Origin of the sequence: Nocardia sp. NPDC058480, assembly GCF_042720495.1 — a bacterium.
Lineage (GTDB): Bacteria > Actinomycetota > Actinomycetes > Mycobacteriales > Mycobacteriaceae > Nocardia.
On the sequence record NZ_JBHXMN010000008.1, the window covers coordinates 167,178 to 187,198 of the forward strand.

The 20,021-nt window shown below is 67.0% G+C and carries 19 protein-coding genes; 12 read left to right on the forward strand and 7 right to left on the reverse strand.

The window, feature by feature from the left end:
• Nucleotides 1–34: 34 nt before the first annotated feature.
• Both ACFWO8_RS20560 and ACFWO8_RS20565 read right to left on the reverse strand, forming a co-directional pair.
• A complete protein-coding gene (locus ACFWO8_RS20560) occupies nt 35–457 on the reverse strand; it encodes an AMP-binding protein (protein ID WP_378953313.1) in 423 nt (140 codons plus the stop codon).
• Between the two features lie 144 nt (nt 458–601).
• Nucleotides 602–1,405 (reverse strand): VOC family protein, encoded by an 804-nt coding sequence (locus tag ACFWO8_RS20565; protein ID WP_378953315.1) that lies wholly within the window; start codon nt 1,403–1,405, stop codon nt 602–604.
• A gap of 295 nt (nt 1,406–1,700) precedes the next feature.
• Between ACFWO8_RS20565 and ctaD the strand changes: the two genes are divergently transcribed.
• From ctaD to ACFWO8_RS20615, 10 genes are all read left to right on the forward strand, one after another.
• On the forward strand, nt 1,701–3,443 hold the full coding sequence (ctaD, locus tag ACFWO8_RS20570; RefSeq protein WP_378953317.1) for a cytochrome c oxidase subunit I: 1,743 nt from the start codon (nt 1,701–1,703) through the stop codon (nt 3,441–3,443).
• 82 nt (nt 3,444–3,525) lie between these two features.
• Nucleotides 3,526–4,755, forward strand: a complete 1,230-nt coding sequence (gene serB / locus ACFWO8_RS20575) for a phosphoserine phosphatase SerB (RefSeq protein ID WP_378953558.1) — start codon at nt 3,526–3,528, stop codon at nt 4,753–4,755.
• A gap of 110 nt (nt 4,756–4,865) precedes the next feature.
• Entirely contained in the window at nt 4,866–5,648 is a 783-nt protein-coding gene (locus ACFWO8_RS20580; protein ID WP_378953319.1) for a peptidyl-tRNA hydrolase, read from the forward strand.
• Nucleotides 5,649–5,903: 255 nt separating this feature from the next.
• The gene (gene tnpB, locus ACFWO8_RS20585) at nt 5,904–7,370 is read left to right on the forward strand and encodes an IS607 family element RNA-guided endonuclease TnpB (RefSeq protein ID WP_378953321.1); all 1,467 of its coding nucleotides are present in this window, start codon (nt 5,904–5,906) and stop codon (nt 7,368–7,370) included.
• 85 nt (nt 7,371–7,455) lie between these two features.
• Nucleotides 7,456–7,614: a hypothetical protein gene (locus ACFWO8_RS20590; protein WP_378953323.1), complete on the forward strand. Its 159-nt coding sequence runs from the start codon at nt 7,456–7,458 to the stop codon at nt 7,612–7,614.
• An 18-nt stretch (nt 7,615–7,632) separates the two neighbouring features.
• Nucleotides 7,633–8,469: an ABC transporter ATP-binding protein gene (locus tag ACFWO8_RS20595; RefSeq protein WP_378912610.1), complete on the forward strand. Its 837-nt coding sequence runs from the start codon at nt 7,633–7,635 to the stop codon at nt 8,467–8,469.
• A 200-nt stretch (nt 8,470–8,669) separates the two neighbouring features.
• A complete protein-coding gene (locus tag ACFWO8_RS20600; RefSeq protein WP_378953325.1) occupies nt 8,670–9,476 on the forward strand; it encodes an NUDIX hydrolase in 807 nt (268 codons plus the stop codon).
• 10 nt (nt 9,477–9,486) lie between these two features.
• A complete protein-coding gene (locus tag ACFWO8_RS20605) occupies nt 9,487–10,263 on the forward strand; it encodes an enoyl-CoA hydratase-related protein (RefSeq protein WP_378953327.1) in 777 nt (258 codons plus the stop codon).
• A 215-nt stretch (nt 10,264–10,478) separates the two neighbouring features.
• Nucleotides 10,479–11,456, forward strand: a complete 978-nt coding sequence (locus tag ACFWO8_RS20610) for a class I SAM-dependent methyltransferase (RefSeq protein WP_378953329.1) — start codon at nt 10,479–10,481, stop codon at nt 11,454–11,456.
• Nucleotides 11,457–12,770, forward strand: coding sequence for a class I SAM-dependent methyltransferase (locus ACFWO8_RS20615; RefSeq protein ID WP_378953331.1), 1,314 nt, complete (start codon nt 11,457–11,459; stop codon nt 12,768–12,770).
• Between the two features lie 61 nt (nt 12,771–12,831).
• Here ACFWO8_RS20615 and ACFWO8_RS20620 read toward each other — a convergent pair whose 3' ends face one another.
• The 3 genes from ACFWO8_RS20620 to ACFWO8_RS20630 all read right to left on the reverse strand — a co-directional run bounded on the left by ACFWO8_RS20620 (nt 12,832) and on the right by ACFWO8_RS20630 (nt 15,569).
• Nucleotides 12,832–13,284: a Uma2 family endonuclease gene (locus ACFWO8_RS20620; protein WP_378953333.1), complete on the reverse strand. Its 453-nt coding sequence runs from the start codon at nt 13,282–13,284 to the stop codon at nt 12,832–12,834.
• Nucleotides 13,285–13,361: 77 nt separating this feature from the next.
• Entirely contained in the window at nt 13,362–13,904 is a 543-nt protein-coding gene (locus tag ACFWO8_RS20625) for a DUF1697 domain-containing protein (RefSeq protein WP_378953335.1), read from the reverse strand.
• 918 nt (nt 13,905–14,822) lie between these two features.
• Nucleotides 14,823–15,569, reverse strand: coding sequence for an acyltransferase (locus tag ACFWO8_RS20630; protein WP_378953337.1), 747 nt, complete (start codon nt 15,567–15,569; stop codon nt 14,823–14,825).
• Between the two features lie 134 nt (nt 15,570–15,703).
• Here ACFWO8_RS20630 and ACFWO8_RS20635 point away from each other — a divergent pair, with 134 nt between their 5' ends.
• A complete protein-coding gene (locus ACFWO8_RS20635; RefSeq protein WP_378953339.1) occupies nt 15,704–16,996 on the forward strand; it encodes a PQQ-binding-like beta-propeller repeat protein in 1,293 nt (430 codons plus the stop codon).
• A 53-nt stretch (nt 16,997–17,049) separates the two neighbouring features.
• Here ACFWO8_RS20635 and ACFWO8_RS20640 read toward each other — a convergent pair whose 3' ends face one another.
• The gene (locus ACFWO8_RS20640; RefSeq protein WP_378953341.1) at nt 17,050–18,063 is read right to left on the reverse strand and encodes a polysaccharide deacetylase family protein; all 1,014 of its coding nucleotides are present in this window, start codon (nt 18,061–18,063) and stop codon (nt 17,050–17,052) included.
• 115 nt (nt 18,064–18,178) lie between these two features.
• Here ACFWO8_RS20640 and ACFWO8_RS20645 point away from each other — a divergent pair, with 115 nt between their 5' ends.
• Complete coding sequence (locus ACFWO8_RS20645; protein ID WP_378953343.1) at nt 18,179–19,528, forward strand: putative glycoside hydrolase; 1,350 nt, start codon at nt 18,179–18,181, stop codon at nt 19,526–19,528.
• Between the two features lie 48 nt (nt 19,529–19,576).
• Here the strand turns inward: ACFWO8_RS20645 and ACFWO8_RS20650 are convergent, their stop codons facing one another.
• Nucleotides 19,577–19,939 (reverse strand): STAS/SEC14 domain-containing protein, encoded by a 363-nt coding sequence (locus ACFWO8_RS20650; protein WP_378953345.1) that lies wholly within the window; start codon nt 19,937–19,939, stop codon nt 19,577–19,579.
• Between the last annotated feature and the right edge of the window lie 82 nt (nt 19,940–20,021).

The following is a 20,021-nucleotide window of genomic DNA, read 5'->3' on the forward strand; positions in this document are numbered from 1 at the left end:
ATTCTGGACCAGCGCGGACCGCATCGGAAAGGGTTCAGGAGACTGCCCGCAGTTCGGCGGCCGCCAGCGGCGCGTCGGAACTGACCAGATAGCGCTGCAGGGTGGAACGGTCGTCGAGCACCAGCCAGTCGACGCCGTCGGTGAGCTCGGCCCTGCGGGCCTTGGTGGTAATTCCGAATCCGGCGCCGGGGGCGGTGGACGCACCGTTCGTGAGCGACACCGGGATCGCACCGATCTTGCGCACCGCCGCCTCGGCGACGACCGCCTCGATCCGGGGGTCGACGGCAAGGGCGATGTGGTCGCCCGCCTCGGCACCACGGGCGAGCAGCATGCGGGCCAGGCGGTTCGCCCAACGGTCCAGGTCGGCGTCGGCGAGCTGACCGGCGGCGATCGGCGCGCCGGACCGGCGGCGCAGCTGGATGACGTTGTCGGCGGGCGCGGTGACCATGGTGCTCATCGGGTTCCCCTCGAAGGCTCGGCGGCGGGTGTTTTTCCTACTCCTCCAATCTCGCCGTCAGGAGGGGAATCCGACAGCAACCCCAGCGTTGATGCGCCGACTCCAAGGTGGATCGATTACCACCCCTAGGTGGGCGAACCTCGATCAGCGGGCGTTTCCGCCGATGCTGAAATGCGCGCCGGTCGGGTCGATCAGCCCGGCCAGGCGGCCGTAGGGGGTGTCCATGGGTTCGAAGGCGATGGTGCCGCCGAGGGCCACCGCTTGTTCGGCGGACTTGTCGACGTCGTCGGCGCCGAAATAGACCGTCCACGAGCCGGGTACGCCCTCGGCGAGATGGCCCGCCGCGTCCATGATGCCGCCGCCCATGGGTGGTGCGGCGTGGATGGTGGTGTAGCGGAAATCCGCGGTGTCGGCGATCGTCAGGGTGTCGCGCCAGTCGAAGGCCTCGCGGTAGAAGACCAGGGACTCGTCGTAGGCGCGGGTCATCAGCTCGAACCAGGACGGGACGCCGACGTGGTCGGTCCAGGTGCCATCGGCGACCATGCCGACCGCCTCGAAGCCGGCGAAGGTGTCGGCCTGCCAGACGCCGACCCCGATGCCGCCCACATCGGCGAGTACCGCCATCGCTCCGAGATCGGCGACCGCCATCGGCTCGACGATCACAGTGCCGCCCGCCCGGCTCGCCTCGGCCGTCGTCGCGAGGGCATCGGGGGAGTTCAGATAGACGGTCCAGCGGTCGGGATACGGGTCGCCGGGATCGTCGTGACGGCCCATCGCGCCCGCCACCGCCCGACCGTCCTTGCGCAAGGTGGTGTAGCCGCCGAATTCCTCGCCGCCGCGTTCGGCGGTCCAGCCGAACAGTTCGCCGTAGAAGGCGATCGCGCGGTCGAGATCGGTGGTGTAGAGATCGACCCAGGTGGGATCGCCGGGTTTCGGGTGCATCGACATGACTTCTCCTCGGCTGAAGGGGTAGCGCGATAGAGACGCTGACACGTTCGTGCGTCGCATCGATCATGACGCGCCGACCGTCGAAAAGTCATCGCCGACAACCGTTGCACCCACGCGACCTGCGGAGGAAGATCAGGATCGCGAACTACGGCGCGCCGAATACGACACAGAGTAGGACCCGCGCGGAATGCTGCGGCAGCACGGTTTACGATTCACTCCAACGCATGTCTGCTGCTGTTCGTTCCCGAGACGCGGCTGGCCTGCGAGTGACGTACAGGCATCTTCAGGAGGATCAGTGACTGCGGTAGAGCCCAGGCCAGTCCCTCAGTTGGAAGCGACTCGACCGTATCCGGCACGGACCGGTCCGAAGGGCTCGTTCCTCTACAAGGCGGTCACCACCACCGACCCCAAGGTGCTCGGCACCATGTACTTGGTGACGGCGATCAGCTTCTTCCTGGTCGGTGGACTCATGGCGCTGCTCATGCGCGCCGAGTTGGCCCGACCGGGTCTGCAGTTCCTCTCGCCGGAACAGTTCAACCAGCTGTTCACCATGCACGGCACGATCATGCTGCTGTTCTACGCGACGGCGATCGTGTTCGGCTTCGCCAACATCATCCTGCCGCTGCAGATCGGCGCCCCCGACGTCGCCTTCCCGCGACTGAACGCGTTCAGCTACTGGCTGTACCTGTTCGGCGGCACCATGGCGACCGCGGGCTTCGTGACCCCCGGCGGCGCGGCGGACTTCGGCTGGACGGCGTACGTGCCGCTCACCGACATCCTGCACTCGCCCGGTGTCGGCACCGACCTGTGGATCCTGGGTCTGGCCGTGTCCGGTCTGGGCACCATCCTCGGTGGCGTCAACATGCTCACCACCGTGGTCTGCCTGCGCGCACCCGGTATGACCATGTTCCGCATGCCGATCTTCACCTGGAACATCGCGGTCACCTCGGTACTGGTGCTGCTCGCGTTCCCGCTGCTCACCGCGGCGCTGTTCGGTCTGGCCTACGACCGCCACCTGGGTGGTCACATCTACGACCCGGCCACCGGCGGCATCCTGCTCTACCAGCACCTGTTCTGGTTCTTCGGCCACCCCGAGGTCTACATCATCGCGCTGCCGTTCTTCGGCATCGTGTCGGAGATCTTCCCGGTGTTCAGCCGTAAGCCGATCTTCGGTTACACCACACTGGTCTACGCGACGCTGGGTATCGCGGCGCTGTCGATCGCGGTGTGGGCGCACCACATGTACGCCACCGGCGCGGTGCTGCTGCCGTACTTCTCCTTCATGACCTTCCTCATCGCGGTTCCGACCGGTGTGAAGTTCTTCAACTGGATCGGCACCATGTGGAAGGGGCAGTTGACCTTCGAGACACCGATGCTGTGGTCGATCGGCTTCCTGGTGACCTTCCTCTTCGGTGGTCTGTCGGGTGTCATCCTGGCCTCGCCGCCGCTGGACTTCCACGTCACCGACTCGTACTTCGTCGTCGCGCACTTCCACTACGTGCTCTTCGGCACCATCGTGTTCGCCACCTTCGCGGGTATCTACTTCTGGTTCCCGAAGATCACCGGCCGCATGATGGACGAGCGTCTGGGCAAGTGGCACTTCTGGACCACCTTCGTCGGCTTCCACACCACCTTCCTGGTGCAGCACTGGCTGGGTGCCGAGGGCATGCCGCGTCGCTACGCCGACTACCTGCCGTCGGACGGTTTCACCACGCTGAACACGATCTCGACGATCGGTGCGTTCATCCTCGGCTCGTCGATGCTGCCGTTCATCTGGAACGTCTTCAAGAGCTACCGCTACGGCGAGGTCGTCACGGTCGACGACCCGTGGGGCTACGGCAACTCCCTCGAGTGGGCCACCACCTGCCCGCCGCCGCGCCACAACTTCTACGAGCTGCCGCGCATCCGCTCGGAGCGCCCGGCATTCGAGCTGCACTACCCGCACATGGTCGAGCGTATGAAGGCCGAGGCGCACGTCGGCTGGGGCTCGGGTAAGCACAGCACGCACGTGTCCGAAGACGCGCTCGCGAAGAAGTAAGACACCACCGAACGACAGGGTGTGCACCTGCTGGGTGAACCAGCAGGTGCACACTCTTTTTGTGGGTAATCGAACGGAGCAGATCGACTTGGCCGACACCACAGTTCTCGTGACCGTCACCGGCCCCGACCGACCAGGCGTCACCTCGGTGCTGCTGGCGGCGCTGTCGCGGCACCAGGTGAGCCTGCTGGACGTGGAACAGGTCGTCATCAGGGGCAGGCTCACCCTGGGTGTGCTGGTGTCGTGCCCCAACGACGCGGAGGCGTTGCAGGACGACCTCGAAGAGGCGATGAACACCGTCGGCATGCAGGTCGACGTGTCCGTGGACGCGCAGATCGGCAAGCCGCCGATGTCCACGCACGCCGTCGTGGTGCTCGGCGCCCCGGTCACCGCGAAGGCGTTCAGCGCGATCTCGCGGGAACTGGCCACCGGTGGCGCCAATATCGACTCCATCCGAGGCATCGCCGACTACCCGGTGACCGGCATGGAACTGATGGTCACCGCGACCGACACCAGCGACGAAGGCGACGCGCGGCTGCGCACCGCACTGGCCGAGGTGGCCGTCGCCGAACAGGTCGACATCGCGGTGGAACGGGCCGGGCTGGCACGCCGTGCCAAGCGCCTCATCGTGTTCGATGTGGACTCCACGCTGATCACGGGCGAGGTGATCGAGATGCTGGCCGCGCACGCCGGCGTCGAGGACCAGGTCCGCGAGGTCACCGAGGCGGCCATGCGCGGCGAACTCGACTTCGCCGAATCGCTGCGTCAGCGCGTGGCCACCCTCGAAGGTCTCGACGAGTCGGTGATCGAGGAGGTCGCCGACCGGATCGAGCTCACTCCGGGCGCACGCACCACGATTCGCACCCTGCGCAGGCTCGGGTTCCGCTGCGGTGTGGTCTCGGGTGGGTTCCGGCAGGTGATCGAGCCGCTCGCACACGAGCTGGAACTCGATTTCGTGCAGGCCAACACCCTGGAGATCATCGACGGCAAACTCACCGGACGGGTCGTCGGCGAGATCGTCGACCGGGCGTTCAAGGCGACCGCGCTGCGCAAGTTCGCGGCCGAGGCGGGGGTGCCGATGGAGCAGACCGTCGCGGTCGGCGACGGCGCCAACGACATCGACATGCTCAACGCGGCCGGTCTCGGTGTGGCGTTCAACGCCAAGCCCGCACTGCGCGAGGTGGCCGACACGGCACTGTCGCATCCCTACCTGGACGCGGTGCTGTTCATCCTCGGCGTCACCCGCGACGAGGTGGAAGCGGCCGACGCGCGCGACGGTGGCGTGCGACGGGTTCCGCTGCTCGGCCGGTAGGGCCATCCTGATCGCCGACGGCGGCGCCGGGTGCGAAGACCGACGAACACTCCGCGACCGCGCTATTAGGCTGGCGGGCGGACTGGTGTCGATCGAACGGGTGTTGTGGCATGGGTAGTGGGCTGGAAACCGAGGAGCAGGCCGAGGCGACGGTCCGCGACGAGGCGGCCGAATTCGCCGCTCGGCATGCGGAATTGGCGCAGGGTTACGGCGGCAACGGTGACCCCGACGACCCGGCGATGGTCCAGGCGATGCAGATGGTGCTGCACATACCCAAGATCGATCCGCCTGCCCGCAGCGCACTGCTGGAGGCCGCGGCAGCCGCGGCGGTGGCGGTGTGCCTCGACCCGCGTTCGGGGCCCGGCGGGGAGTGGGAGCCTCGGTATCTCGCGTGGAAGCGGTCACGGATCAGGAAGGTGGCCCGGCGGGCGCGTGGTGCGCAGTGGGTGGCCGCGGGTGACGTCGACGGAATGACTGTCGATGTCGATGGCGCGCAGGCTCGTGCGTTCGTCCCCGGCCCGGTGGGGGAGATCGATCAGCGCATCCGCAAACTCCAGATCGGCGGTACCGATCTAGAGCACGACGAGCCGGGGCCCGCGGATCCGGCGTTGCCGGTGCTGTGGGTGAACACGGTATTGGCGATGTCGGTGGGCAAGGCGGCCGCACAGGTCGGGCATGCGAGCATGTTGCTGGCGGGTGCGCTGCCCGTGGACGCGGCGGCCGCGTGGGCAGCCCGCGAGTTCCGGTGCGCTGTGCGCGACGCCGACGAAGCGCGGTGGGCGAGCTTGGTGGCCGAGGTGGCCGCGGGTCGTGCGGTGGCTGTGCGCGATGCCGGTTTCACCGAGGTGGCGCCCGGCTCGATGACGGTGATCGCGGTGCCCGCGCACGGTTGATCTCCTCGACACAAGCATCCGAATTCGACGGTTCGGTTGAGGTTTTCGTGAGGCGCCGCGGTCGCTGTGTGTAGCGCCCCTGCCCAGGGGGTACTCAGCGGTTCGGTGTTTCGCGAACGAATGTGATCGACCGTGAGCGATCATCGATAGGGATGCTCTCGACTACTGGCGACGGATCGAGATATGTCGTATGGCTATGGAATAGTGGCCGTGTTGGCTGCTCGCAACGAAACTCGGGGGAAGGAGTGATCGCTGGTGACCAGGTTCGAGATCCCCGAGGGGTGGACGGTTCAGGCCTATCGATTCGCGCTCGACCCCACGCCACAACAAATTTCGATGTTCGGTTCGCATTGCGGTGCATCCCGATTCGCGTTCAACCACATGCTTGCCCTGGTCAAAGCGGTGTTGGATCAGCGTGCCGCCGAACGCAGCTACGGGATCACTGACACCGATCTGACCCCGTCGCTCGGTTGGTCACTGCCGAAGCTTCGCAAAATCTGGAACCAGCGCAAATATGAGCACGCACCGTGGTGGGCGGAGAACTCGAAAGAGGCTTACAATAGCGGGCTCGACGCGCTAGCGCGTGGCCTGGACAACTGGGCGAGCTCCAGTTCCGGTGTGCGGGTGGGAAAACCGGTCGGATTCCCGAGATTCAAAACCGCGGTCCGATCCCGGCGATCGGTCCGGTTCACCACCGGCCCGATCCGCGTCGAACCCGACCGCCACCACGTTGTCTTGCCGCGGGTCGGGCGGCTCAAAACGCACGAATCCACCCGCAAACTCGCCCGTCGGATCGAGGCCGGATCCGCACGGATCTTGTCAGCCACCCTCGCTCAGGACTCGAGACGCCGATGGCACGTATCGTTCCAAACCCTTGTCGCGGCCAAAACCCGTCCAGCACATGCCCGTCGATCGCCACATCCAGTAGTCGGCGTCGACGTCGGGGTCAAAGCTGATGCGCTGCTGGTGATCGCGACCGCTGAAGGTTGTGAGGTCGCGCGTGTTCCGGCGCCTAAATCTTTGAGTGCCGCACAAGCCCGGTTGCGGGTGTTACAACGAAAGGCGGCACGTCAGCAGGGTCCGTATGACCGGGTCACGAAAAGCCGACGCCGTCCGTCGAAGCGGTGGCAGGACACCACGGCACGGATTGCCCGTATCCACGGACGGTCTGGGGCGGTCCGTCGGGACGTTCTCCATAAGGCAACCACTGTGCTTGCCCAGCAATACCAGGTGATCACGGTGGAAAAACTGAACGCGGCAGGGATGCGATCTGCCGGTGGTGCTCGAAAGAAGGGGTTGAACCGGGCGCTTGCTGACGCGGCCCTCGCCCAGATCCGGCAGCAGTTGGCGTATAAAACTCGCTGGTACGGATCGGTTCTGGTGGAAGCTGATCGGTGGTTTCCGAGTTCGAAGACGTGTTCGGGGTGTGGTGGGCGAAAGCCAAACCTGACCCTCGCCGACCGCGTTTATGAGTGTGGGTTCTGTGGTTTATTGATCGATCGTGATCGAAATGCCGCGATCAACCTCGCCCGACTCGGCGAGACCCATTACATGTTGGGTGAACAGAGTTGTGCCGGCAGTGGGTCGGTGCCAGGACGTGGAGCCATCCAGAAGACCGAGCCTGCGCGAGCGGACGAGGCAGGAGGCTGCGAAGCGTCTACCCCGCACCGGCTGCGGCTGGGGCAGGCGGGGACCGCTTCACCGCAAGGTGAGGCTGCCTGATGGAGCGCATGCAGCTTTTCGCAGCGAACGGCAACGGTATCCGTAACCGACAGCCGAACACATCGAGGCACACGGAGGTTCCGCGATGACGACGACGATTGTGGTGATCCTGCTCGTCTGGATCGTGCTGTCGGTGCCTGTCTCTTTTGTCGCCGCGCGGATGTTGCGTAGCGAGGTTCGCAACGCGCGGGACCCGTCGACGACCAGGACCGACGAATCTCGTACGGGCCGGTCGCTGCGCTGAGAGCCCGCGTGGGCCAAGATGGAGCGCGTGTCGCAACCCGATCCCGATCTGCTCATCGACTTCTCCGACGTGACCATCCGTCGCTCGGGCCGAACTCTGGTCGGCCCTGTCTCATGGCAAGTAGAGCTCGACGAACGCTGGGTGGTGCTCGGCCCGAACGGCGCGGGCAAGACCTCGCTGCTGAGAATGGCTGCCGCCGAACTCCATCCGACCTCCGGTGACGCGAATCTGCTGGGGGAGACGCTCGGTCGCGTCGACGTCAGCGAATTGCGCCCGCGCATCGGACTGTCCTCGGCGGCGGTGGCCAGCCGGATCCCGGTGGACGAGAAGGTCAGCGACCTGGTGGTCTCGGCCGGCTACGCGGTGCTCGGCCGCTGGCGCGAACGCTACGAGGACATCGACACCGAACGCGCCGTCGACATGCTGGAAACCCTCGGCGCCGAACATCTTTCCGACCGCACCTACGGCACCCTGTCCGAAGGCGAACGCAAGCGGGTGCTGATCGCGCGCGCCCTGATGACCGATCCGGAACTGCTGCTGCTCGACGAACCGGCCGCGGGCCTCGACCTGGGTGGTCGTGAGGAACTCGTCGAACGTCTCGGCGATCTCGCCGCCGACCCCGACGCGCCCGCGATGGTGCTGGTGACCCATCACGTCGAGGAGATCCCGCCCGGCTTCACCCATGCGCTGCTCCTCAAGGAGGGCGAGGTGGTCGGCCAAGGGCTCCTCGGCGACGTGCTCACCGCCGAGAATTTGAGCAATGCCTTCAGCCAGTCGATCGCCCTGGACCGGGTCGACGGGCGCTGGTTCGCGCGGCGGGCTCGTCGTTCAGGCGGGCATCGGCGCCGGAACTGACCGTTCGCGCGGTGTGCGCCGATTCCGGCTGTCCGAGCTGGCAGGGGTCGGTCAGTCGGGGATCTCGACGCACCGTCGACCAAGCGGGCGTTAGGGTGCTGAAAAGGTTGCCCGCACTCGAAGTAGGCAGCCGGGACCGGTCGGTAGGCCGGTGCGGTGTTGGTCGCCGGGCCGTCGGTTCGGTGGTGGAGAGGAACGGTATGAGTGAGTCCGGGGTCCCCGCGCGGGACGCGTCGACCGTGATGCTGGTGCGTGACGGCGAGGCGGGTATCGAGGTGTTCCTGCAGCGCCGGGTCAAGGCGATGGCGTTCGCGGCAGGGGTGACGGTGTTTCCCGGCGGCGGCGTCGACGCTGCCGACGGCACGGCCGACATCTCCTGGACGGGCCCCGAACCTGCCTGGTGGGCCGAGCGTTTCGCCACCGACGAACAGACCGCGCAGGCCCTCGTCGCCGCTGCCGTGCGGGAAACCTTCGAGGAATGCGGAGTGCTGCTCGCCGGGCCGACCGCGGATTCTGTCGTCGACGACTCGGCGCGCTACCGCGAAGCGCGGGGCAAGCTCGAGCGCCGCGAATTATCGCTCGCCGATTTCCTCGCGGCCGAGGGCTTGGTGTTGCGCGCCGACCTACTGCGCCCGTGGTCGAACTGGATCACGCCCGAGGCCGAACCCCGCCGCTACGACACCCGCTTCTTCGTCGCGGTGCTCCCCGAGGGGCAGATCGCCGACGGCGCCACCTCCGAGGCCGCCCAGGTGACCTGGCGGACCCCGCAAGACGCGCTGGCGAGCTGGCGAGCAGGTGAACACGTGCTGATGCCACCGACGTGGTCGCAGCTCGACGCGCTGTGCGAGTTCGCCGACACCGCGGCCGTGCTGGCCGCCGACCGTGTCGTCGAGCCGATCATGCCGAAGTACTCGCCGGGAGCGGGCGGTCGACCGCTGTCGAACTTCCCTGACATCGAACGGTATTTCGACGAGCTGCCGGAGTTGGGTGCACTCGGCGGCCGGTAGGTTGAGGCGCATGGCCGAATTCGTGACCCTCGAGCTGCCCGCCGAGCCGACCACCCGTGGCGTCGCGCTGCTGCGCGTCGATCGTCCGCCGCTGAACCTCGTCGACGCCCAGCTGGCCCGCGAGGTGGCGGCCGCGGCGGCCACGGTGGCCCAGCATCCCGGGGTCTGCGCCCTGATCGTCTACGGCGACGAGCGGGTGTTCAGCGCGGGTGACGAGATGTCGGAGCTGGCCGAACTCGACGCCGGCCAGGCCGCCGCCATGGCCGCCGATCTACAGGCCGCGCTCGGCTGCCTCACCCGGGTTCCGCAGCCGACGGTCGCCGCGATCACCGGCTACTGCCTCGGCGCCGGTCTCGAACTCGCACTCGGCGCCGACCACCGGATCGTCGGTGACAACGTGAAACTCGGTCTGCCGCAGATCAAAGCTGGCCTGATCCCGCTCTCGGGCATCCGTCGGCTCTCGCTGCTGATCGGTGCGAGCCGGGCCAAGGACCTCGTCTACACCGGTCGTTTCGTCGACGCCGAAGAGGCCGCGAAGCTCGGCCTGGTCGACGAGGTCGTCGCGCCCGACGATGTCCTCACCGCCGCCCGCGCGTGGGCCGCTCAGTTCGTCACCGCCGCGCCCCGCGCCCTCGCCGCGGCCAAGGCGGTTTTCGAGTCCGGCCCGCACGGTCACTCCACTGCCGTCACCGAATGGTCGGCGCTCTTCGACACCGACGACGCCCGCACCGGCACTCGCACCTTCGCGGCCGAGGGGCCCAACGCCGCCACCTTCACGGGCCGCTAGCAACCGGTTCGGAACCCTTGTTAACTTCGCGCATACCGATCGTGCGACAACCTGGGCAACTCTCAGCGACTCCGCGGCGGTGGGGTGCGAAGCGTCCGTTCGGACCGGGGTCGGCTCGCGCTCGCGGGCGCGCGACGGTCGGTCCCGCGCGGTGGAAAGGCCCGTCGCTTGTCCCAGCAGCAGCGTGCCCGGGCGCACATATTAGGCTGGCCTGCATGACGGTCCATCCCGACGACCCGGCGCCGAACCCCCACGCCACCGAGGCCCAGGTCGAAGCAGCGCGCAAAGACACCAAACTCGCCCAGGTCCTGTACCACGACTGGGAAGCGGAGACCTACGACGACAAGTGGTCGATCTCCTATGACGAACGCTGTATCGCGTATGCGCGCGGCCGGTTCGACCTCGCCGTCGGCCCGGCTCCGCTGCCGTACGAGCGCGCGCTCGAGCTGGGCTGTGGCACCGGATTCTTCCTGCTCAACCTGATGCAGGGTGGCATCGCCAAGTCCGGTTCGGTCACCGACCTCTCGCCCGGCATGGTGAAGGTCGCGCTGCGCAACGCCGAGCACCTCGGCCTGGATGTCGACGGTCGCGTCGCCGACGCCGAGACCATCCCGTACGACGACGACACCTTCGATCTGGTCTGCGGCCACGCCGTGCTGCACCACATCCCCGACGTGGAGCTGGCGCTCAAGGAGTGCCTGCGCGTGCTCAAGCCGGGCGGGCGCTTCGTGTTCGCCGGTGAGCCGACCACCATCGGCAACATCTACGCTCGCCGCCTCGGCCAGGCCACCTGGAAGGTGACCACCGAGATCACCAAACTGCCGTTCCTGGCCGGCTGGCGTCGTCCGCAGACCGAGCTGGACGAGTCCTCCCGCGCGGCCGCGCTCGAGGCCGTCGTCGACCTGCACACCTTCGACCCGAGCGATCTCGAGAAGATGGCCAAGTCCGCGGGTGCCGTCGATGTGAAGGCCACCACCGAGGAACTCGCCGCCGCCCTGTGGGGCTGGCCGGTGCGCACCTTCGAGGCCGCCGTCCCCGACGAGAAGCTGACCATGCCGTACCGCCTGGCGCAGTACCGCGCGTGGCTGGGTCTGAGCTGGCTGGACGAGAACGTGCTGCGCAAGGTCGTGCCGCGTGAGTTCTTCTACAACGCGATGATCACCGGCGTGAAGCCGGGCGCGGCGAAGAAGTAGGTGGGCTACCGCTTCGGCCGCGACGATGTCGCCTACCTCGGCAGCGCGGCAGGCCGTGCCGCGCTCGCCGAGGTCGACCGGCTGGAGCTGATCCCCGCGACGCACCTGCGCGATATCGAGCAGGTGCGTCGTTCGCACGGTGATCGTGCCGCCGCGCTGATCGAGACCGTGCGATTGCGTCGCAAGGCCGTGGTGAAGCTGCCTGATGCCGCCGAGTGGTTGTTCACCGACGACGCGCTGCAGCAGGCGACGCCCACGCTCGTCGCCCGACATCGGGCGGCCCGTTTGGCCGGTCGCGCGGTGCACGACGTGACCTGTTCGATCGGGGCGGAGTTGGCCGAGCTGGCCGCGAGGTGTCCGGCCGTGATCGGCAGCGATCTCGACGATGTGCGGCTCGCCATGGCCGCCCACAACCTCGAGGTCTCGCCGCCATCGGTGGCAGACCCCGGCACCATTGCCTCGAGTCCGAGCGACCGCGCGGAGCGGGCCGGCTCAGCCCACGATCGTGCGGACGACCTCCGCCGCGGCGTGCCGGGTGAACAGTCGAACGTCGCGATCGGGACGCGAAACATTGTGCTGGCCATGGCAGATGCGCTCACGCCGATCACTCGCGACACCGTGATCATCGCGGATCCGGCGCGCAGAGCCGACGGCCGCCGCACCTACGACCCAGCGAAACTCCAGCCCCCACTTCCGGATCTGCTGGCCGCGTACACGGGCCGCGACATCGCCGTGAAATCCGCCCCCGGCCTGGATTTCGACCGCCTCGGCTGGGACGGCGAAGTGGAGATCGTCTCCCTCGACGGCGCTGTGCGCGAAGCCTGCCTGTGGTCACCCGGCCTCACCGAGCCCGGCGTCACTCGCCGCGCCACCGTCCTGGACTCCCGCGGCGGCACAACAACTCTCACCGACGCCGCCCCCGACGACATCCCCGACCGAGCCCCCGGTGACTGGATCATCGACCCCGACGGCGCCGTCGTCCGCGCGGGCCTGGTCCGCCACTACGCCGCGAAACACGACCTCTGGCAACTCGACCCCCACATCGCCTACCTCACCGGCGACACGGTCCCCCCGGGCATGCGCGGCTTCCGCGTCGAAGACCGCTTCGAACTCCGCGAGAAAACCCTCCGCCAGGAACTCTCCCGGCGCGACTGCGGCTCCCTGGAAATCCTCATTCGCGGCGTCGATATCGACCCCGACGCCCTCCGCAAGAAACTCAAACAACGAGGCTCCACCCCGTACACCCTGGTGATCACCCGAATCGGTCGAGCCGGCGTCGTCTTCCTCTGCCGAGCCGTCGCAGCCACCCACTGACGGACCAGGGAGACGGCTGCCGTGGCACTGACCGCATGCGGTTCGCCTCAGCCCTCGCAGTTCAGAAGGCCAGATCTGACCAGGGGATATCGATGGGGAAGGGATGGGTTGTGTGCACTCCGCCGTGATCTTCGGCGAACCATTCGCCGGTCAGGATGTAGTTGGCCCGCCGCAGCGGTGTAACGCCCTGCGGGAGGTGGAGCGCATCGGTCGACAACGCATAGGCGCGGACTGCGCTGATTCGACGGGGTTGTGATGCGAGCTCTGCCTCCCAATACCAGGAGATGCCGCCCTCGGCATAGCGGCGCTTCTTCTCTTCGATCTTCTTCGGCGTGTTCGCGGGCGAGAGCACTTCGCCGGCCAGGAGAACATCCTCGGCGAAGACCCAGCCGAATTCGTCTCGCAGGCAACGGAAGATCATGAACTCGGGCGTGAGGAAGCTGGACTTGTCGGGCCGGAAGAAGACATTGGTCTCGAGGTCAACCTGCCAGCAACAACCTGGTTCAGCTGTCATGTGGCGCTTGGCTTCCCGCTCGAAGGCATTGGCGAAGCGCCTGCTGTACGTTCGAGGCTCGGTGCGTGATGAAGGGCTCAGCTCTCGATCTTCTTCACCACCCGCTGCACCGTGAGCCAGGTGCGGGTGGTGATGTCCTTGCCGTAGGTCTTCTCCAGGCGGGCCATGAAGTCAGGGGTCTTGCCGGTGCTGTTGTCGACGACGGTGAGGAAGGCACGGGCCTTGTGGTCGTAGCCGATGACGCGGGTGAGGGGGTCGTCGTCGAAGGCCTTGGTGTCGGCTTCGCGCATCTTCGTTTTGAAGAAGGTGACGGTGAGGTAGGAGCCGCGCTCGTGGGGGAGTCCTTCGAACGGGTCGCGGTCGAGGAGCGCGCGCAGTTCAGGGTGACTGCGGATGATGGTGCCGCCCGGGATGCCGAGTTCGGCGTTGAGCGCCTGCTGAATGCGGTCTTCCAGCTCGGCGGGGTCGTCGGCGGTGCGGAAGACGACGTTGCCGCTGGTCAGCACCGAGGCGACCTTCTCGAAGCCGAGCCCCTCGAACACCCCACGCAACTTCTCGTTGCGCATGTTCGGGTTGGTCGGCATGATCCCCCGCAGCAGCGCCGCATAACTCTCCACCATGCGACCGTACCCACCACCCCCGACAGCCCGCCATATCGGACGGGTCGTCAGCTCCTGCAGCGGGACGTCCTGAAATCTTCCTCGACCGGGCGCGCGCAGCGTGACGGTTTGCCGACGAAGGGGATCTGTCAACGGGAAGCGTGTCGGCGGTCGCGGCGAAATGAATTCCGGTGACGCGATTCAGTTCGGGCAATCAGCGTTCGTTTCCGAAAGCATGACCGGGACCGGCGAAACAATCGCCGATATTCCGACCAGCGCATGTTTTGGAATTCGATGTCCGACGCGCAGAATACGTCCTGGAGGAATTAGTGACGGCAGCGAACTGGAAAAACGGCACTCGGCCATCGCGCCGACCAATCTGGACGAGGCGCGGAAGCCTCGCCCAAGGAAATTGACATAGTATCGGCCCGGGAATCGCGAGCGGTCGGACGTGAAATGACTACACGCAGAACACCCAAAGGATGAATGAGCCGACCAACCATGGCATGGGCATGGGGCCGCAAAAACCGCCGCCGGCGACTTCGTGGAGTTGCCCCGCAGAGGGTCCGGGTACAGGGTCTGCTGTGGCCACGCCCGAACCGAGGGCGATGACGGGGGCAATCGCGAAGGCCGCTGCCGCCGCACGCAATCTATTGTTCATGATGAACCTCCTGGGATTGATGATCAGTGTCAGTGTCCCGGGCGCAGATAAACGTCCGACCGCCGGATAATGGCATTCTGACTCCACCCGGCTCAGGACAGCACTATTATCCCGCGCTCGACGGGATCACACAAGACATCGTTCGTGCAACCGAAGTGAACACCGCCGGTGAGATTCAACGGTTGTCGGTCGTGGCCGTCGAGTTCGGTCAATGAAACCTTTTTATCATCATCCCGGGGCTGAAATCCATCAGACCTCGACGCACGCAGCACGGCGATTTATCCCTGGGCGGCGGCGTTCTTCTTTCGCTCGATATCGGCCAGCGCCGCCATGTAGGCCTCGCGCTCCTCGGCGCTCGCATCCCACGCGACCTTGCGGTTCTTCACGACCTTGGCGGGCGCGCCGACGGCGATGCTGTAATCGGGGACATCTCCGCGCACCACCGCGTGTGCGCCGAGCACACACCCGCGCCCCACCCTGGTATCGCGCAGGACGGTCACCTTGGCCGCGATCCAGGTGTCGGGGCCGATGCGCACGGGGCTCTTCACGATGCCCTGGTCCTTGATGGGCATGTTGATGTCGTCCATGCGATGGTCGAAGTCGCAGATGTAGCACCAGTCGGCGACCAGGGTCGACTCACCGATCTCGATGTCGAGGTAGGTGTTGACGACGTTGTCCTTGCCGAACACCACCTTGTCGCCGATGCGCAGCGAGCCCTCGTGGCAGCGCAGGGCATTGCCGTCGCCGATGTGCACCCAGCGGCCGATTTCCATGCGCGCGAGTTCCGGGGTCGCGTGGATCTCCACATTGCGGCCGAGGAAGACCATTCCGCGCAGCACGATATGCGGGTTGGCCAGGCGGAACTTGGCCAGGCGGTAGTACCGCACCAGATACCAGGGGGTGTAGGCCCGGTTGGCGAGCACCCAGCGCAGCGAATCCCTGGTCAGAAATCGGGCCTGCTGCGGATCGCGGCGGCGTGATCCACGCCAGCGCGCGCTCAGCGGCGCGCCCCACATGCTCGTCACGAACTACTCTCCCTCATTGACCGAGGACAATGATCCGCCGGGCCTGCCCCGGGGATTCGGTCGTCGGCTACACAGAGTACTTTCGCAGGGCACACTTACCGTGCCATACCCCGATAACACAGGGAGATCTGCAGGTGCGAACTCGGACTCGCGTCGTCGCCTCGCTCGCTGCCGCCGGTGTGGTGGCGCTGGCCGGGTGCGGCACGGATGTGGACGACATCAAGGTCGGCGCCGGAAAAGGCTGGCCCGCAACGCATCACGACGGCAGCAATGCGAGCAGCAGCCCGGTGTCGGGTGCGGACTCGGTATCGCTGAGCTGGTCACGTCCGGTGGGTGGCCCGATCGCCCAGCCGTTGACGATCGGCGCCGAGGGGCAGATGTTCGTCACCTCGAACACCGGCAACTGCGCGATCTTCTCCTTCCAGATGCTCACCGGCCGCAAACGCTTCTGCAACCCGCTCGGTCCGTCGACGATCGCGGCGCCGACCGTGCTCGACGGGGTCAGCAATGTCTACGTCGGTGACGACGGCGCGGTGAATTCGTTCAACTACCTCGGTCAGCCCCGGTGGCGCACCCCCGTGGCGGGCGTGCCGGTGGCGATCCAGTTCACCGGCGACGGCAATGTGCTGACGGTGACCCAGTCCGGCCAGGTCGACGTGCTCAGCCGTCAGACCGGCGGTCGTGAGGTGCCGACGGTGCAGTTGCTCGGCGAACCCGACTTCCTGAAGTACCCCGGTCTCACCCGTCCCGCCTCCGGCGACGGCCTCGACGACTGCCAGACCGGCGGCCCCCGCTGCGCCGTCGCCAACACCACCGCCGTCGACCCGTCGACCGGCCGCTTCTTCGTCACCGTCTGGGAGCCGGGCAAGCCGGCCGCCGCCCTGCGCGCGATGCGCTACGCCGACGGCGCCGTGACCCAGGAGTGGAGCGCCGAGGTCCTCACCGGCGGCAGCGCGACCAGCCCCACCCTCTCCGCCGACGGCGACACCGTCTACGTCGGCGACAACAGCAAGCGCCTCATCGCCCTGAACACCGCCGACGGCGCCACCCGCTGGGTTCAGCCACTGTCCTGGGCGCCCCGTGGCGGCATCTCCGTCGCAGGCGATCTGATCATCCCCGCGGGTGACGACGGCTACCTGATGGCACTGCACGACAGCGATGACAAGGCCGAAATAGTCTGGGAGCGTAAGGATCTCGCCCTCCGCGGCACCCCGGCCCAAACCGCGGGTGACATCGGCTACACCGTCGCCGCCATCGGCGCCGGCCTGAACCTCATCACCTTCGACACCACCACCGGCAACACCATCGATTCCGACCCGCTGCCGGCCGCGACCGGCACCACCACGGGCACCTCCATCGGCCCCGAAGGTGAAGTCGTCGTGGCTACCCGCCTGGGTGAGATCTTCGCCTTCACACCGGACATCTGACGGCGCGACAGCTGCGCACTGCCGCAGGTACGCCTGACCGGGTACGCCGTACGTCAGTACGGGTTGGCTCGGTCCAGCCAGCGCACGTCGAGTTCCGTCGCGCGCTGCTGGGTGAAGGAGATACGCGCCGGGTCGCCGTCGGCGGTGTAGCGCTCTTCCGGGTTCGCGGCGAGCCAGTCCAGCCAATAGGCCGAATCGAACGGGACCGCACCCCGGCCCGATCGGATCCGCGGCACCCCGCCGGGGTCGACCGCGCCGTACGGGGCGGGCGCGGGGTTGGAGCCCACCAGCATGACGGCATCGAAGCGGTAGGGGGTGCCGTCCCAGGTGCCCGCCGTGGCCAGCGCGTGATCGCGGGGATACACGCCGAGTGGCAGTGCCATGGTGCGCACGGTGACTCCGGGCGCCGCCGTGGTCACCGCGCGCACGTTCTGCACCAGTTCGCGTTGCACGTTGTCGGCGTCCAGGCTCGCGAGATTCGCGTGATCGGCGGTGTGCGCGCCTATTTCGTGGCCGTGGGCGAGCAGCCATGGCAGCGCGCGCTGGTCGCCGCCGAAGGGCTCGTTGTTGACGTAGAAGGTGGCCACCGGCCGGAAGTCCGGGTAGCGGGCGCCGAACTCGGCGAGGATGCCGGCGGCACTGTCCGGGGCCACCGCGCCGGAATCGGTGAAGCTGAGTTGGCTGCCGGTGGAGTCGTCGAAGGTGAGCACCACCGGGTGTGTGCCCGCAGGCAGGTCGAGGTCGCCGGAGATGTATTGCGCGGCGGTGACCGGGCGGTAGCCCTCGCGGTACAGCCGTTCCAGTTCGTCGCGGAACTCCGCCGGGGTCTGGTCGTATTCGCCCGCCGGGTTCGGTGCGATCTGGTGATACATCAGGACCGGGACGAGTCCCAGTTCGTTGGCGGCGATCTCGGCCGGATTCGGTGGTGCCGGTCTCGCGATTGTCGTCACCGACTCCGCCGGGTGCGCCGAAGCCGCTTCCTTTTCCACGGCGGCACAGGCCGTGAGTGCGGCTGCCAGCGCTGTCGCTGACGCGAGCCGGAACATTGTGTTCGAACCGCCCATCATCAATGCGATATTACGCCGCGGCGACGGATTACAGTCGATTCATCGATACCGAGTACGCCGTGTCGGGACTACGAAATAGTTGGCGTGTCAATGGTTTTGGAAGGCGGTGTTGACGTTGGGATTGCAACTCCGATCGGCCGATCGACGGCGATGGACGACTCCCGTTATCGGTGTCGCCCTCGCGGCGCTGGTCGTCTCTCTGGTGGCCGGGTTCGCGCTGAGCAGATCCGGCGAACTGCCATCGGCGGACACCGTGCCACCGACCCTTCAGCTGACACCGGCCGATCCCAACCGTTCGTATCGCGAGCCGGTTGTGGTGCGCGGTAACGCTGTCGACGCGGTACGGGTGTCCATCGGCGAGGCGGCGGTGACCCCGGCTCCGGACGGTGCCTTCGAGATCTCGGTGCCGTGGGCGCCCGCTGTCGAGGTCGTCGCGGTGGACGCCGCGGGCAATCAGAGCAGCAGCGTCGCCGTCACCACGCTCGCGCTGCCGCGGATGCGGGCCGTGCACGTCACCGCGCACGCATGGGCGCACGATGGCTTGCGCGAAGCCGTTCTCGATCTCGCTCGCGAAGGTCGCATCGACACGGTGCAGCTCGATATCAAGGACGAGGACGGCGTCGTCGGCTACGACTCCCAAGTGTCTCTCGCCCGCGAATCCGGTGCCGTCGCTTCGATCTACGACGCACCGTCGGCCCTGCGGCAATTGCACGACCTGGGTTTGCAGGTGGTCGGCCGCATCGTCGCGTTCCGCGATCCGACCGTGGCCGCGTGGGCCTGGCACAACGGCAGGCCGGACTGGGTCGTCCAGAACCCGTCCGGCCAGCCCTATTCCAGCCACTACGGCCCGATCGCCTTCACCAATGTCGCGCACCCCGACGTACGCCGCTACAACATCGACCTCGCCGTGGAAGCCGCACAGCTCGGTTTCGACGGCATCATGTACGACTACGTCCGCCGCCCCGACGGCAGCCTGACCAGCATGAATTTCGCCGGACTCACCGGCACCCCCGCCACCGCGGTCGCGGACTTCCTCGCCCAGAGCCGCTACCCGGTACACCTCGCGGGCGCGCATCTGAGCGCCGCGGTCTACGGAATCGCGTCCACCCGCCCCGACGAGATCGCCCAGGACATCCCCCTGATGTCGCGCAGCGTCGACTTCGTGGCGCCCATGGTCTACCCATCGCATTGGGGCCCCGGCGAGTACGGCGTCGCCAACCCCAACGCCCAGCCCTACGACATCATCTTCCGCTCCCTACGAGACTTCCAAGTGGCCACAGCGGGCACCGGCGCGAAAGTGGTCCCGTGGCTCCAGGACTTCAGCCTCGGCATCACCTACGGCGACGCCGAACTCCGCGCCCAGATCGACGCCACCCGAGACGCGGGCATAGACAGCTTCTTCCTCTGGAACGCCGCCACCCGCTACCACGGCGGCGGCATCTCGCCGGCCCCGGAGGCGAAGTAGCCGAATCGATCGTCGGCAAGGGCTGGGTCAGCCTGACCGCTGTTCGATTCACCGAACCCAGGCGAGTGCATCACCCTCGTCGTCCACCGGAAACACCCGCACCTGCGCCGGAATCAGAAACCCCAGCAGATGCACAGCCTCGCCCAACACCCGGTGATCGGTGACCAACGCGATCCGCCCCCACATGTCCCGCGGCACCTTCACCAACTCCAGATCCTTCGCCATCGCCCCCAACGAATACCCGTCGAATTCCTCGCCGAGCACATAGACCATATTGATCGGTTCCTCGCGCTCGACGGCCTTCCTGATCGCCGGATCGAGCACATTCGCGTAGTCGTCGGCGGTCACCGTCCCACTGGCCCGGAACCCGATGGTCGCGGCGGGCAGATCGGATATCGGCTGCAGAGGCATCGGCTCTCCTCGAATCGAAGGCAATTGTCCAGACCCCGCGACCCTAGATCCGAACCGTCGCTCCCACCTCGCCCATCACGGG